We start from the raw sequence: 14,619 nt of genomic DNA on the forward strand, positions 1-14,619 counted from the left end.
AAGCGCCCGAGCAACCAGCCAGACACCTCAGTGCTTACAGGCGGAACTCATGGCCCAGATACACTTCCTTGACCAGGTCGTTGGCCAGGATGGTGGCAGAGTCACCTTCGGCGATCAGTTGGCCATCGTTGACGATGTAGGCGGTTTCGCAGATATCCAGGGTTTCACGGACGTTGTGGTCAGTGATCAGCACGCCAATGCCCTTGGCCTTGAGGTGATAGATGATCTGTTTGATATCGCCCACCGAAATCGGGTCCACGCCGGCGAATGGTTCGTCGAGCAGGATGAATTTCGGGTTGGTAGCGAGTGCCCGGGCGATTTCCACGCGGCGGCGTTCACCACCGGACAGACTCATCCCGAGGTTGTCGCGGATGTGGCTGATATGGAATTCCTGCAGCAGGCTTTCCAGCTCTTTGCGACGACCGGCCTTGTCGAGTTCCTTGCGGGTCTCGAGGATCGCCATGATGTTGTCGGCTACCGAGAGTTTGCGGAAGATCGAGGCTTCTTGCGGAAGATAGCCGATACCGGCCTTCGCACGACCGTGCATGGGCTGGTGGCTGACATCCAGGTCGTCAATCAGTACGCGGCCCTGATCAGCCTGTACCAGGCCGACAATCATGTAAAAGCAGGTGGTCTTGCCGGCGCCGTTGGGACCCAGCAGGCCGACGATCTGACCGCTGTCGATCGACAGGCTGACGTCACGCACGACCTGGCGGCTCTTGTAGCTCTTGGCCAGATGCTGAGCTTTCAGAGTTGCCATTACTGGGCCTTTTGCTCGTCGGTTTTCTTCTTCGGCTGGATCACCATGTCGATGCGCGGACGCGACTCGGTGACCTTGTTGCCCGTCGCGCGACCGGCGCTCGCAAGCTTTTTAACCGTGTCGTAGACGATTTTCTCGCCTTGGGTGACGTTGTTGTCCTTGTCGATGACTTTGGCACGATCGATCAATACGACGCGGTTTTGCGAGGCGTGGTACTGGATGGTCACTCCGTAGCCCTGAACCGGCTTGGTGTCGCCAGCCGTCTGCATCTGCTCGAAGTAGGCCAGATTGCCCACCGAAGTCACCACGTCGATGTCGCCGGCCGGGGTGCGGGTGATGGTTACAGTATTGCCTTTAACAATCATCGAGCCCTGGGTAATGATCACGTCACCTTTATAGGTGGCAATACCATTCTTGTCGTCCAGTTGGGCATCGTCGGCCTGGATGCGGATAGGCTGCTCTTGATCGTTCGGCAGAGCCCAGGCGCTCACGCTTCCCAGTGCTGCGCTCAGACCGAGCAAAATAGGGAGGGTTTTAACGAGCCTCATACTGTCCTCTTACGTTCGATAGCAGGTGTATCCTGCTTTCTTTCAAATACGCTTTCATTCCCTTGCCAGTCGACACACCACCAGCGCCGTCGATTCTAACGGGTTGCTCGGTCTGCGCATATTGCTGCTGCGGGAACACTGTCATGCGGGTGGTGGTAATCAGGGTCTTGCGGTTTTTCTCGTCGAGGCGCGTGATGCGCACCGAGTCAATCAGTTCGACCTGAGTGCCGTCGGGATTCACTTCGCCGTGCTCGCTCTGGATATGCCACGGAAACTCGGTGCCGCGGAACATGTTCAGGTCGGGATTGGTCAACAGCGTCACTTCGGTGGCTTTCAGGTGTTCAACCTTGTCGGACGTCATTTCGTATTGCAGTTTGCCGTCAGGCAGGTACTGCACGCTGTGGGCGTTGATCGCGTAATAGTCGATCGCGGTTTCATCGATCTTTGCCACCGGCTGGTCGAGGAAGCGTTCCGGGCTGATGTTCCAGTAGCCGACCGCCGCGAATATCGCTGCGATGCAGCCAAACACCAGGAATTTGCGAATCTTTTTGCTCAGCATAGTTGGCTCACAGGTACGCGGCGTTTGCCGCATCAAGGCGGCCCTGCGCGCGCAGGATCAATTCGCAGAATTCGCGAGCGGCACCCTCGCCACCGCGGGCCTGGGTGATGCCGTGGGCGTGTTCACGGACGAAACTGGCAGCGTTTGCCACCGCCATGCCAAGGCCGACGCGGCGAATCACCGGCAGGTCCGGCAGGTCGTCGCCGAGATAGGCGACTTGCTCATAGCTTAGGTTGAGTTGGGCAAGAAGCTCGTCGAGTACCACCAGTTTGTCTTCGCGCCCCTGGTACACGTGTGGAATGCCGAGGTTCTTCGCTCGTCGTTCGACCACCGGGGTCTTGCGGCCGCTGATGATAGCGGTCTGCACGCCGGCTGCCATCAACATCTTGATGCCTTGGCCGTCGAGGGTGTTGAACGTCTTGAATTCGCTGCCGTCTTCGAGGAAGTACAGGCGTCCGTCGGTCAGTACGCCATCGACGTCAAAAACCGCCAGTTTGATGTTCTTGCCGCGTTGCAGCAGGTCGGTGCTCATCACATTACTCCTGCGCGCAGCAGATCGGACAGGTTGAAGGCGCCGATCGGACGGTCCTCCTTGTCCACCACCACCAGCGCGTTGATTCGATGGTCTTCCATGATTTTCAGAGCCTCGGCCGCGAGCATCTCGGGACGGGCGGTCTTGCCGTGAACGGTCATGACCTCGTCGATGGTCGCGTGATGGATATCGATGGTGCGGTCCAGAGTGCGACGCAAATCGCCGTCGGTGAAGATCCCGGCGAGTTTGCCATCGGGCTCCACAATCGCGGTCATGCCCAGGCCCTTGCGGGTCATTTCCATCAAGGCGTCCTTGAGTAGCGTGCCACGTTGCACCTGGGGCAGTTCTGCGCCGGCGTGCATGACGTTTTCCACTTTCAGCAGCAGGCGTCGGCCAAGCGCGCCACCGGGGTGGGAAAAGGCGAAATCTTCAGCGGTAAAACCGCGGGCTTCCAGTAGCGCAACGGCCAGGGCGTCGCCCATGACCAGCGCGGCAGTGGTCGACGAGGTCGGTGCCAGGTTGAGTGGGCAGGCTTCGTGCTCGACGTGAACGTTGAGGTTGACCTCAGCAGCCTTCGCCAGCGGTGAATCAGGGTTGCCGGTCATGCTGATCAATTGAATGCCCAGGCGCTTGATCAGCGGCAGCAGGGTGACGATTTCATTGGTGGAGCCGGAATTTGACAGCGCCAGGATGATGTCGTCGCGGGTGATCATGCCCATATCGCCGTGGCTGGCTTCGGCCGGGTGCACGAAAAAGGCCGTGGTGCCGGTGCTGGCCAGGGTGGCGGCGATCTTGTTGCCGACGTGCCCCGATTTGCCCATGCCGACTACGACCACGCGCCCTTTGCTGGCCAGAATCATCTCGCAAGCGCGTACGAAATCTGCGTCGATACGGGGCAACAAGCCTTGTACGGCTTCCAGTTCGAGGCGGATGGTGCGTTGTGCTGATTGAATCAGGTCGCTGGATTGGCTCATGTCAGAAATCGTATAGCCTGATGAAAAGGCGGCGATTATAACGGTAATGATCGAAACCCTCACGCAAGTTCGTCGCGCTTTGTCATTCCCTGTTACCGAATACCCCTAAATAGAAGCTTTTACCCCGTCATGTTACTGAACATGGCCCGGCTTGGGCCTTGGGCGCTTGGCCTTTGCAGTGATATAGTTCGCCGCCAGTTCGGCCTGCCCGGGAGGTATGTGCTTTCGTCAGAAAGTCAGGCGTCCGAGTGAGAGGCTGCATCGCAAGGAGTTTAGATGAGTGCCGATAAAGCCTACGCGGTCGAGCTGAAGGGACTGACCTTCAAGCGCGGTGCGCGCAGCATTTTCAATAACGTCGATATACGTATCCCGCGCGGCAAGGTCACCGGCATCATGGGGCCTTCCGGGTGTGGCAAGACTACGCTGTTGCGGCTGATGGGCGCACAGTTGCGGCCTACCAAAGGCGAAGTCTGGGTCAATGGACAGAACCTGCCGAAACTGTCACGCAGTGATCTGTTCGATGCGCGAAAGCACATGGGCGTACTGTTTCAGAGTGGTGCACTGTTCACCGATCTCGATGTGTTCGAGAACGTCGCCTTTCCGCTACGCGTTCATACCGAACTGCCGGAAGAAATGATCCGGGACATTGTCCTGCTCAAATTGCAGGCCGTCGGCTTGCGTGGCGCCATCGACCTGATGCCTGACGAGTTGTCCGGCGGCATGAAGCGTCGTGTCGCTCTGGCCCGGGCGATTGCCCTCGACCCGCAAATCCTCATGTACGACGAGCCCTTTGTCGGCCAGGATCCCATCGCCATGGGCGTGCTGGTGCGCCTGATCCGCCTGCTCAACGATGCGCTGGGCATCACCAGTATCGTGGTCTCCCACGACCTGGCTGAGACCGCGAGCATCGCCGATTACATCTATGTCGTCGGCGAAGGTCAGGTGTTGGGGCAGGGCACTCCCGAGGAACTGATGAACTCGCAGGAGCCACGCATCCGTCAATTCATGACAGGCGAGCCGGACGGTCCGGTCGCCTATCACTTTCCAGCGACGGATTACCGCGCAGATCTTCTGGGGAAGCGTTGATGCGCAAGATTTCACTAATAGAGCGGGTTCGCCGGTTCGGCCACTCTGGCATTGACGTGCTGGGGGTGTTTGGCCGTTCGGCGATATTCCTGTTTCATGCCTTGCTCGGCCGTGGTGGCATTGGTGGCGGTTTTGGCCTGCTGATCAAGCAACTGCATTCAGTGGGCGTGATGTCCCTGGTGATCATCGTGGTCTCCGGGGTATTCATCGGCATGGTGCTGGCGCTGCAAGGCTTTAATATTCTATCCAGCTACGGTTCGGAGCAGGCGGTCGGCCAGATGGTTGCGCTGACGCTGTTGCGCGAACTGGGCCCCGTGGTCACGGCATTGCTGTTCGCCGGGCGCGCCGGTTCGGCATTGACTGCCGAAATCGGCAACATGAAATCCACCGAGCAGTTGTCCAGTCTGGAAATGATTGGTGTCGACCCGCTCAAGTACATCATTGCCCCGCGCCTGTGGGCCGGCTTCATTTCCCTGCCGGTGCTGGCGATGATCTTCAGCGTGGTGGGAATCTGGGGTGGTTCGTGGGTGGCCGTCGACTGGCTGGGTGTCTATGAAGGTTCCTACTGGTCCAACATGCAGAACAGCGTGACCTTTGCTGACGATGTGCTCAACGGCATCATCAAAAGCATCGTTTTCGCCTTTGTCGTGACCTGGATCGCCGTATTTCAAGGCTATGACTGCGAGCCCACTTCCGAGGGGATCAGTCGTGCCACTACCAAGACCGTGGTGTATGCCTCTTTGGCTGTACTCGGCCTGGACTTTATTCTGACCGCCTTGATGTTTGGAGATTTCTGATGCAAAACCGCACCCTGGAAATCGGTGTCGGCCTTTTCTTGCTGGCTGGCATCCTGGCTTTGCTGTTGCTGGCGTTGCGGGTGAGTGGCCTGTCCCCGAGCGCAACCACCGATACTTATAAAACTTATGCGTATTTCGACAATATCGCCGGTTTGACTGTCAGAGCTAAAGTGACCATGGCCGGTGTGACCATTGGCAAGGTCACGGCGATCGATCTGGACCGCGACAGTTTCACTGGTCGAGTGACCATGCAGCTGGAAAAACGCGTAGATAACCTGCCGACTGACTCCACTGCATCTATCCTGACCGCTGGCCTGTTGGGCGAGAAGTACATCGGCATCAGCGTGGGCGGGGAAGAAACCTTGCTCAAGGATGGTTCAACCATCCACGACACGCAGTCGTCGCTGGTACTCGAAGACCTGATCGGTAAATTTCTGCTCAATACCGTTAGTAAAGACGCCAAATGAGGAGCTTTTGAATGATCTCTACCTTGCGACGTGGCCTGTTGGTATTACTCTCGGCCCTGCCTTTGATGGCTAACGCTGTGGCGGCGCCTTCCGCGCACGAACTGGTACAGGACACCACCAATCGGTTACTTGCCGATCTGGCGACCAATAAAGAGAAGTACAAGCAGGATCCGAAAGACTTTTATGCCGCGCTGGACAGCATCGTCGGACCTGTTGTGGATGCCGAGGGCATTTCCAAGAGCATCATGACGGTCAAATACTCGCGCAAAGCCACGCCTGCGCAAATGAAGACCTTTGAAGAAAACTTCAAAAAGGGTCTGTTCCAGTTCTATGGCAACGCTTTGCTCGAATACAACAATCAGGGGATCGTCGTCGACCCTGCCAAGGATGAGTCGGGAGATCGTACAAGCGTCGCCATGACGGTCAAAGGCAGCAACGGCTCGATTTATCCTGTGTCTTACACACTCGAAAAGATCAATGGCGAGTGGAAACTGCGCAACGTGATCATTAACGGCATTAACATCGGCAAGCTGTTCCGTGATCAGTTCGCTGATGCGATGCAGCGCAATGGCAACGACCTGGACAAGACCATCAATGGTTGGGCCGGGGAAGTCGCCAAAGCCAAGGAAGCCAGTCAGAAGCAAACAACCGAGACGCAAGCTCAATGAGTGTGTCGGCCATTCGCATGAGCGAATCCGGCGAGCTGACGCTTAGCGGCATGCTGGATTACCGCACTGGCCCCGGTTTGCGCAAGCAGGGGCAGGCGCTGATTAAATCCAGCAAGGCCGCGGCTCTGGTGGTCGATTGCTCGGCAGTGTTGAAGTCCAGCAGTGTCGGCTTGTCGCTGCTGCTGTGCTTCATGCGTGATGCAGAGGCGGCCGGCAAGGCGCTGAGCATCCGCGGGATGCCAGAAGACATGCGCGAAATCGCTCAGGTCAGCGAATTGACCGAGCTGTTGGCGCACCCCTAACCGCATCTATTAAGAAGCCCCCCGTCAGAGTCCTGCTTCGCGGGGTTCGCAGGCGCGGGGCTTTTTTGTATGATGTCCGACCCGCGCGCACAGGGCGCCGATTGAGGTTGAGCATGCAGGCCGTAGAAGTGAAGAGCTTCCTTGAAGGAAAGCTGCCAGGAACCCTAGTAGAAGTCGAGGGCGAAGGCTGCAACTTTCAGCTGAACGTGATTAGCGATGAACTGGCGGCGTTGAGCCCGGTGAAGCGTCAGCAGCAGATCTATGCCCATTTGAACCCATGGATCACCGATGGCAGCATCCATGCGGTCACTATGAAATTTTTCAGCAGCGCGGCCTGGGCCGAGCGCACCTGAGCCCAAGGGCGTCGAGATTCTTATGGATAAATTGATAATTACCGGTGGCGTTCGTCTTGATGGCGAAATCCGCATCTCCGGGGCAAAGAACTCTGCCCTGCCGATCCTGGCTGCAACCTTGCTGTGCGATGGCCCGGTGACTGTTGCCAACCTGCCGCACCTGCACGACATCACCACCATGATCGAGCTGTTCGGTCGTATGGGCATCGAGCCGGTGATCGACGAGAAACTCAGCGTCGAAATCGACCCGCGCACCATAAAGACCCTGATCGCTCCGTACGAACTGGTGAAAACCATGCGTGCGTCGATCCTGGTGCTGGGCCCGATGGTTGCCCGTTTCGGTGAAGCCGAAGTCGCACTGCCTGGCGGTTGCGCCATTGGTTCGCGTCCGGTTGACCTGCACATTCGTGGACTTGAAGCCATGGGCGCGGTCATTGACGTCGAAGGCGGCTACATCAAGGCCAAGGCGCCTGAGGGTGGCCTGCGCGGTGCGCACTTCTTCTTCGACACCGTCAGTGTGACCGGTACCGAAAACATCATGATGGCGGCCGCTCTGGCCAAGGGCCGCAGCGTTCTGGCAAACGCCGCTCGCGAGCCTGAAGTCATCGACCTGGCGAACTTCCTGATCGCCATGGGCGCCAAGATCACTGGCGCCGGCACTGACACCATCACCATTGATGGCGTCGAGCGTCTGCACCCGACCACTTACAAAGTGATGCCTGACCGAATCGAGACCGGCACTTACCTGGTCGCAGCTGCTGTGACCGGCGGTCGTGTGAAGGTCAAGGACACCGATCCGACCATCCTCGAAGCCGTTCTTGAGAAACTCAAAGAATCGGGTGCCGAAATCACCTGCGGCGAAGACTGGATCGAGCTGAACATGCACGGCAAGCGGCCAAAAGCCGTTAACGTGCGCACCGCTCCGTACCCGGCATTCCCGACAGACATGCAAGCGCAGTTCATCTCCCTCAACGCCATTGCTGAAGGCACCGGTGCCGTGATCGAGACGATCTTCGAAAACCGCTTCATGCACGTTTACGAACTGCACCGCATGGGCGCCAAGATCCAGGTCGAAGGCAACACTGCCATCGTCACCGGTACCGAAAAGCTCAAGGGCGCGCCAGTCATGGCCACCGACCTGCGTGCTTCGGCCAGTCTGGTGATCTCGGCGTTGATCGCTGAAGGTGACACCCTGATCGACCGCATCTACCACATCGACCGTGGTTACGAGTGCATCGAAGAGAAACTGCAGATGCTCGGCGCCAAGATCCGCCGCGTACCGGGCTAGTTTCTGTTGCATGGGCACAGGGACGTGCCCGTTGAATTCGTTTCAAGTCGAGCCGGTTACCGGCTCGATGTGTGTCCGGCGCCATCTGCGACCGGGCATGAGTACCTTGATAAGGACTGACGTTTCCCATGTTGACCATCGCACTGTCCAAGGGCCGCATCCTTGACGACACCCTGCCGCTTCTGGCTGAAGCGGGCATCGTGCCGACCGAGAATCCGGACAAGAGCCGCAAGCTGATCATCCCCACGACTCAGGCCGATGTACGTCTGCTGATCGTGCGCGCCACCGATGTGCCGACTTACGTCGAGCATGGTGCCGCTGACCTGGGCGTCGCCGGTAAAGATGTGCTGATGGAATACGGCGGCCAGGGTTTGTACGAGCCATTGGACCTGCGAATTGCCCTCTGCAAGCTGATGACCGCCGGCCGTGTCGGTGATGTCGAGCCCAAGGGCCGCCTGCGTGTCGCGACCAAATTCGTCAACGTTGCCAAGCGCTACTACGCCGAACAGGGCCGTCAGGTCGACATCATCAAGCTCTATGGCTCGATGGAACTGGCGCCGCTGATAGGTCTGGCAGACAAGATCATCGACGTGGTCGACACCGGCAACACCCTGCGCGCCAATGGCCTGGAACCCCAGGATTTCATTGCCGACATCAGCTCACGGCTGATCGTCAACAAAGCTTCAATGAAAATGCAGCACGCCCGTATTCAGGCGTTGATCGACACCCTGCGCAAGGCAGTGGAGTCTCGACACCGCGGCTGATTCACCTGCGCGACCTTGAGTCGCGCCCGTCTATCCGCCTCATAGCCAGAATTCTCAGGTGCCCAAGCGGATCGAATGTTAGCTTCGGGCGCCTGAGTTTTTGCCAATCCTATGAGGCTCTCGCTATGACCGCACCGACTGCAATTCGCCGACTCAACGCTGCTGACCCTGATTTCGCACATCATCTGGATCATCTGCTGAGCTGGGAAAGTGTGTCTGACGACTCGGTCAATCAGCGGGTGCTGGACATCATCAAGGCCGTGCGCGAGCGTGGCGATGCGGCGTTGGTGGAATTCACCCAGAAGTTCGACGGCCTGCAGGTCGCGTCCATGGCGGACCTGATCCTGCCTCGTGAGCGCCTGGAACTGGCCCTGACCCGAATCACCGTGCCTCAGCGTGAAGCGCTGGAAAAAGCCGCGTCCCGAGTCCGCAGCTACCACGAGAAACAGAAGCAGGATTCCTGGAGCTACACCGAAGCCGACGGCACCGTGCTGGGCCAGAAAGTTACGCCGCTGGATCGCGCCGGCCTGTACGTACCGGGCGGCAAGGCGTCGTACCCGTCCTCGGTGCTGATGAACGCGATTCCGGCCAAGGTGGCCGGCGTGACCGAAGTGGTCATGGTGGTGCCGACACCTCGTGGCGAAATCAACGAGCTGGTGCTGGCCGCAGCGTGCATCGCCGGCGTCGACCGCGTGTTCACCATCGGCGGCGCTCAAGCGGTCGCCGCGCTGGCTTACGGCACCGAAAGTGTGCCGAAGGTCGACAAGGTGGTCGGTCCGGGCAACATCTACGTCGCCACCGCCAAGCGCCACGTGTTCGGCCAGGTCGGCATCGACATGATCGCCGGCCCATCCGAAATCCTCGTGGTCTGCGACGGCCAGACTGATCCGGACTGGATCGCCATGGACCTGTTCTCCCAGGCTGAGCACGACGAAGACGCCCAGGCGATTCTGGTCAGCCCGGACGCCGAGTTCCTCGACAAGGTCGCCGCCAGCATCGCCAAACTGCTGCCGACCATGGAACGCGCCGAAATCATCGAAAAGTCGATCAATGGCCGTGGTGCGCTGATCAAGGTCCGCGACATGGACCAAGCCATCGAAGTGGCCAACCGCATCGCGCCGGAACACCTTGAGTTGTCCGTTGCTGATCCGCAGGCCTGGCTGCCGAAGATTCGCCACGCTGGCGCGATCTTCATGGGCCGTCACACCTGCGAAGCCTTGGGCGACTACTGCGCCGGTCCGAACCACGTGTTGCCGACCTCCGGCACCGCGCGCTTCTCTTCGCCGCTGGGCGTGTACGACTTCCAGAAGCGCTCGTCGATCATCTTCTGCTCCGAGCAGGGTGCGTCGGAACTGGGCAAAACCGCTTCCGTGCTGGCCCGTGGCGAGTCGCTGACCGCCCACGCCCGCAGCGCCGAATTCCGCATCGTTGACGACAAGAAGGGCAACTGAGCATGAGTAAATTCTGGAGTCCCTTCGTCAAGAATCTGGTGCCCTACGTGCCGGGCGAGCAGCCGAAACTGGCGAAACTGGTGAAACTCAACACCAACGAAAACCCGTACGGTCCCTCGCCAAAAGCCTTGGCGGCGATGCAGACCGAACTGAATGACAATTTGCGTCTGTACCCGGACCCGAACAGTGATGTGCTCAAGCAAGCAGTCGCCAAGTACTACGGCGTGCAGAGCAATCAGGTGTTTCTCGGCAACGGTTCCGATGAAGTCCTGGCGCACATCTTTCACGGTTTGCTGCAACATGATAATCCGGTCCTGTTCCCGGACATCAGCTACAGCTTCTATCCGGTTTACTGCGGGTTGTACGGCATCGCCTTCGACGCGGTGCCGCTGGACGAGCAGTTCCAGATCAACCCGGCGGACTACGCCAAGCCGAACGGCGGGATCATCTTCCCGAATCCGAACGCACCGACTGGCTGCCTGTTGGCGCTGGATGCCGTGGAGCGAATCCTCAAGGCCAGCCCGGATTCAGTGGTCGTGGTGGATGAGGCTTACATCGATTTTGGCGGTGAGACGGCGATCAGCCTGGTGGATCGTTATCCGAACCTGCTGGTGACTCAGACCTTGTCCAAGTCCCGTTCACTGGCTGGCCTGCGGGTTGGTTTGGCGGTGGGGCATCCGGATTTGATCGAGGCGCTGGAGCGGATCAAGAACAGCTTCAACTCCTATCCGCTGGATCGCCTGGCGATTGTGGGGGCTGCGGCGGCGTTCGAGGATCGCGAGTATTTCGACAAGACCTGCCGGTTGGTCATCGAGAGTCGCGAGAAGGTGGTCGCGCAGCTGAAGGCGAAGGGGTTTGAGGTGTTGCCGTCGGCGGCGAACTTCATTTTTGCACGTCATCCGAAATACGATGCGGCGGGGCTGGCGGCGAAGTTGCGCGAGCAGGGCGTGATCGTTCGGCACTTCAAGCAAGAGCGGATTGCCCAGTTCCTGCGTATTTCCATCGGCGCGCCGGAGCAGAATCAGGCACTGATCGACGGCCTCGGCGACCTCTGATCCATCCTCGATCCTGTGGGAGCGAGCCTGCTCGCGATAGCGGTTCGGCATTCAACATCAATGCTGAATGTTATGACCCCATCGTCGGAACGCCGCCCGGAGCCGGCTCGCTCCCACAGGTTTTGTGTGGTGACTGGTTACTCGTGATGCGGTTCGCCAAGGAAGGTCAGCGACGTGAACAGCCCGCGTGTCGCCACATCCGGGTTGTCCTTCAGCGGAATATCCATCTGCGCCGCAATCACATTCAATCCTTCATTACGCACCAATACTTGCGCCCGACCTTCTGCGTCGGTCTCGGTGCTCAAGGTATTCGGCGCGCTGCGATAGTCGCCCACCAACTTCACACCCGCCGCCGGCTTACCGTCCAATAGCACTCGAACCGGCAACGATTTACCCGGCCCGACGGTCAGCGGATCAACCTCCGGCAGAATCAGCAATTTCATCTGATCGAGCTTCGGCAGTTTCGCCCCCGGCTGGTATATCGCCAGGCTGTACTTGAAGGTCTGGGTCGACTCAATGGCCCCCGACACTTTGCTGCGTCCTTCGTTGATCCATTTTTTATCCGCCGTTTGCGACCACATGCCGTTGTTCAGCGCCACCGCCATCACCGCCGGCGGTTTCAGCGGTTGCAGACGGGCATGATCGGCCTGGCGTTGAACATTAACCGGGATCATTTTTCCGGCTGCGTCATAGGCCCAGGCGCCACTGATTTTCTGCGCTTTGAAGGCGTTGTCTTCGGCGCCGTGGCCGTAGATGACTTCGATGTTGCCGCGACGTTGTTCGGTCCAGAGACCGTGGGCCGAGACTTGGCCGGCGCACAGCAGGCCGAGTAGCGCCAGGGATTTGAGATGTTGCATGGTGACGTCCTTTTACAGATTGAGTGTCAGGCTGACGGTGAAATTGCGCGGCTCGCCGGGGTTGACCCAGTAGTTGCTGTAGGAGCGCTCGAAGTATTTCTCGTCGAAAAGGTTGTTCAGGTTCAGGCCCACGGTGACGTTTTCGCTGGCCTTGTAATGGGCCAGCAGGTCGACGGTGTGGAAGGCCGGCAGTTCGAAATCGCTGCCGGCTTCACCTGAGCGATCGCCGACATAGGTGAGCGCTGCACCAAGGTCCGAACCGCGCAAATGGCCATCCTGAAATTCATAAACGCCCAACAAACTGCCGCTGCGTTTGGCCACACCGAGAATTCGGCTGCCGGTGGGAATCACCTTGTCGCCTTGGGTGACTTCGGCGTCGATGTAAGCGAAGGCGCCGATCACTCGCACGGCGTCGGTCACTTGCCCGGTGACTTGCAGGTCGACACCCTGGCTGCGGGCCTTGCCCATGGCGCGGCTGGAATCGGTGCTCGGATCGAGCGCCAGGACGTTTTCCTTTTCGATATGGAAGGCGGCGAGGGTGGTGCTCAAGCGGTCGTCGAACAGCTCGCTCTTGATCCCGACTTCATAACCGACGCCTTCTTCCGGGTCGAAGGATTTGCCGGTGGCGTCCAGGCCGTTGTTCGGTTTGAATGAAGTAGAGGCGTTGGCGAACAACCCTACTTCGGGCGTCAGTTGGTAGAGCAGGCCGGCCCGCTGGGTCAGGGCATCGTGGCGCTGGCGGCTGGTCGCGTTGCGGCTGTGATCGTCGATGCTTTGTTCGAAATGTTCGACGCGCGCACCGATCATGCCGCGCAGTTTGTCGGTGAAAACGATCTGGTCCTGAAGGTTCAGTGCCTGGCTTTCGACATGCTCGAAGAGGTCGGTCCCGGAGCGTGCGCCATTGGGTTTCGGCTGGCCGTAGATCGGCCGATAGATATCGATGGCATACGGGCCGCCAGCAATGGTCGTGACTCGTTCGTTCTTGCGGAAATTCTCGTATTCGCTGCCGATCAGCAGTTCGTGTTGCCAGCTGCCGATGTCGAACAAACCGCGCAGTTCGAGTTGGGTGATGCTGTCATGCCAGTTGGTATCGCGCTCGCGGTAGCGACGGTTCACGGTGTGGCCGTCGGCGTTCAAGGGACGATTTTCGGAGGCGAAGCCCCAGAGTTTGCCTTCCTTGTAATGGCTGGCCAGGCGAAGTTTCCAGCGGTCGTTGAGCTGATGTTCGAGGGCGGCTTGCAGCAGATTGTTGTGGTTGTCGATGTTGCCGTCGTTGGGTTCGCCAAGGAAGGTCGAACGGGAGACGCCGCTCCATTTATTGTTCGGCGCGACGATACCGCGATCGAATGTCGAGCTGTGGCGGACGAACTCGCTCTCCACCAACAGGCTGGTGTCCGGGTTCAGTTGCCAGCTGAAGGAAGGCGCAACGAACACGCGCTGACTGTCGACGTGATCGCGGAAGCTGTGGTTGTCCTCGACGGTCAGGTTCACCCGGGACAGAACGTTGCCGTCATCATCCAGCGGCGTGTTGACGTCCACGGCGGTGCGATAACGATCCCAGCTGCCGGCGCTGGTTTGTAGTGTGGTGAAGGCTTCGGGTTGGGGCTTCTTGGTGACGATGTTCACCGTACCGCCCGGATCGCCACGACCATAGAGACTGGCGGCCGGGCCTTTGAGCACTTCGATGCGTTCGATGTTGGCCACATCCGGGGTGCTTGGATAGCCGCGGTTGGCGCTGAAACCGTCCTTGTAGAACTCCGAAGTGGTGAAGCCGCGCACGCTGTATTCGTAAAGCGTCAGGCCGCCGAAGTTGTTCTGCTTCGACACGCCACCGGCAAAATCCAGCGCGCGTTCGACGCTGGTGCTGCCCAGATCCTTGAGCACACTGACGGGAATCACACTGATCGATTGCGGTATATCGCGAATGGCCGTGTCGGTTTTGGTTGCGCTGGAAGAGCGCGTGGCGCGGTAACCCTTGACCGGGCCGGTGGGGGATTCGTAGTCGGAGGTGACGCTGATGGCGTCCAGTTCAACGGTTTGCGATTCTTCGGCAAAGACCGGATCCCCCAGCAAACCGAGGGCCAGGCCAGCGACGGAAGCCATTGTTCGAGACGACATGTTATGTTGTTCCAATAGTGATATTGAAACAATATAACAT

Annotated in this window: 17 protein-coding genes; 10 read left to right on the top strand and 7 right to left on the bottom strand. The window is 59.0% G+C overall.

Annotated elements, in window-relative coordinates; all coding sequences use genetic code 11:
* Positions 1–34: 34 nt before the first annotated feature.
* From lptB to QFW87_RS04425, 5 genes are read right to left on the bottom strand one after another with little or no spacing between them, the layout of a single operon-like run.
* Positions 35–760 carry an LPS export ABC transporter ATP-binding protein gene (lptB, locus tag QFW87_RS04405; RefSeq protein ID WP_027924532.1) on the bottom strand — a complete coding sequence of 242 codons (726 nt, stop codon included), beginning with the start codon at positions 758–760 and terminating at the stop codon, positions 35–37.
* A complete protein-coding gene (gene lptA / locus QFW87_RS04410; protein WP_283182962.1) occupies positions 760–1,308 on the bottom strand; it encodes a lipopolysaccharide transport periplasmic protein LptA in 549 nt (182 codons plus the stop codon). The genes lptB and lptA overlap by 1 nt, the downstream gene beginning before the upstream one ends.
* The gene (gene lptC, locus QFW87_RS04415) at positions 1,295–1,867 is read right to left on the bottom strand and encodes an LPS export ABC transporter periplasmic protein LptC (protein WP_283189901.1); all 573 of its coding nucleotides are present in this window, start codon (positions 1,865–1,867) and stop codon (positions 1,295–1,297) included. Before lptC ends, lptA begins: the two co-directional genes overlap by 14 nt.
* Before the next feature lie 7 nt (positions 1,868–1,874).
* Complete coding sequence (locus tag QFW87_RS04420) at positions 1,875–2,399, bottom strand: HAD family hydrolase (RefSeq protein ID WP_033057989.1); 525 nt, start codon at positions 2,397–2,399, stop codon at positions 1,875–1,877.
* Positions 2,399–3,373 (bottom strand): KpsF/GutQ family sugar-phosphate isomerase, encoded by a 975-nt coding sequence (locus tag QFW87_RS04425; RefSeq protein WP_283182964.1) that lies wholly within the window; start codon positions 3,371–3,373, stop codon positions 2,399–2,401. Before QFW87_RS04425 ends, QFW87_RS04420 begins: the two co-directional genes overlap by 1 nt.
* 276 nt (positions 3,374–3,649) lie before the next feature.
* Here QFW87_RS04425 and QFW87_RS04430 point away from each other — a divergent pair, with 276 nt between their 5' ends.
* The 10 genes from QFW87_RS04430 (at position 3,650) to hisC (ending at position 11,604) form a co-directional block, all read left to right on the top strand.
* A complete protein-coding gene (locus QFW87_RS04430; RefSeq protein ID WP_059403257.1) occupies positions 3,650–4,459 on the top strand; it encodes an ATP-binding cassette domain-containing protein in 810 nt (269 codons plus the stop codon).
* Positions 4,459–5,256, top strand: a complete 798-nt coding sequence (gene mlaE, locus QFW87_RS04435) for a lipid asymmetry maintenance ABC transporter permease subunit MlaE (protein WP_008150745.1) — start codon at positions 4,459–4,461, stop codon at positions 5,254–5,256. Before QFW87_RS04430 ends, mlaE begins: the two co-directional genes overlap by 1 nt.
* Entirely contained in the window at positions 5,256–5,723 is a 468-nt protein-coding gene (gene mlaD, locus QFW87_RS04440; RefSeq protein ID WP_131061201.1) for an outer membrane lipid asymmetry maintenance protein MlaD, read from the top strand. The genes mlaE and mlaD overlap by 1 nt, the downstream gene beginning before the upstream one ends.
* Positions 5,724–5,734: 11 nt before the next feature.
* Positions 5,735–6,391 carry an ABC transporter substrate-binding protein gene (locus tag QFW87_RS04445; protein ID WP_283189902.1) on the top strand — a complete coding sequence of 219 codons (657 nt, stop codon included), beginning with the start codon at positions 5,735–5,737 and terminating at the stop codon, positions 6,389–6,391.
* Positions 6,388–6,693: an STAS domain-containing protein gene (locus tag QFW87_RS04450; RefSeq protein ID WP_008150739.1), complete on the top strand. Its 306-nt coding sequence runs from the start codon at positions 6,388–6,390 to the stop codon at positions 6,691–6,693. The genes QFW87_RS04445 and QFW87_RS04450 overlap by 4 nt, the downstream gene beginning before the upstream one ends.
* A gap of 113 nt (positions 6,694–6,806) precedes the next feature.
* Positions 6,807–7,046, top strand: coding sequence for a BolA family protein (locus tag QFW87_RS04455; RefSeq protein WP_007912386.1), 240 nt, complete (start codon positions 6,807–6,809; stop codon positions 7,044–7,046).
* Between the two features lie 22 nt (positions 7,047–7,068).
* The gene (gene murA / locus QFW87_RS04460; protein WP_046045865.1) at positions 7,069–8,334 is read left to right on the top strand and encodes a UDP-N-acetylglucosamine 1-carboxyvinyltransferase; all 1,266 of its coding nucleotides are present in this window, start codon (positions 7,069–7,071) and stop codon (positions 8,332–8,334) included.
* A gap of 128 nt (positions 8,335–8,462) precedes the next feature.
* A complete protein-coding gene (gene hisG / locus QFW87_RS04465) occupies positions 8,463–9,098 on the top strand; it encodes an ATP phosphoribosyltransferase (protein ID WP_007901570.1) in 636 nt (211 codons plus the stop codon).
* A 125-nt stretch (positions 9,099–9,223) separates the two neighbouring features.
* Positions 9,224–10,549, top strand: a complete 1,326-nt coding sequence (gene hisD, locus QFW87_RS04470; RefSeq protein ID WP_283189903.1) for a histidinol dehydrogenase — start codon at positions 9,224–9,226, stop codon at positions 10,547–10,549.
* A 2-nt stretch (positions 10,550–10,551) separates the two neighbouring features.
* Complete coding sequence (gene hisC, locus QFW87_RS04475; RefSeq protein WP_283189904.1) at positions 10,552–11,604, top strand: histidinol-phosphate transaminase; 1,053 nt, start codon at positions 10,552–10,554, stop codon at positions 11,602–11,604.
* Between the two features lie 137 nt (positions 11,605–11,741).
* On the opposite strand, the gene QFW87_RS04480 is transcribed toward hisC, so the two are convergent.
* Both QFW87_RS04480 and QFW87_RS04485 read right to left on the bottom strand, forming a co-directional pair.
* On the bottom strand, positions 11,742–12,461 hold the full coding sequence (locus QFW87_RS04480) for a DUF4198 domain-containing protein (protein ID WP_283189905.1): 720 nt from the start codon (positions 12,459–12,461) through the stop codon (positions 11,742–11,744).
* A 12-nt stretch (positions 12,462–12,473) separates the two neighbouring features.
* Positions 12,474–14,579, bottom strand: a complete 2,106-nt coding sequence (locus QFW87_RS04485) for a TonB-dependent siderophore receptor (protein ID WP_283189906.1) — start codon at positions 14,577–14,579, stop codon at positions 12,474–12,476.
* Positions 14,580–14,619: the final 40 nt, after the last annotated feature.

Origin of the sequence: Pseudomonas sp. PMCC200344, from assembly GCF_030053095.1 — a bacterium.
GTDB lineage: Bacteria > Pseudomonadota > Gammaproteobacteria > Pseudomonadales > Pseudomonadaceae > Aquipseudomonas > Aquipseudomonas svalbardensis.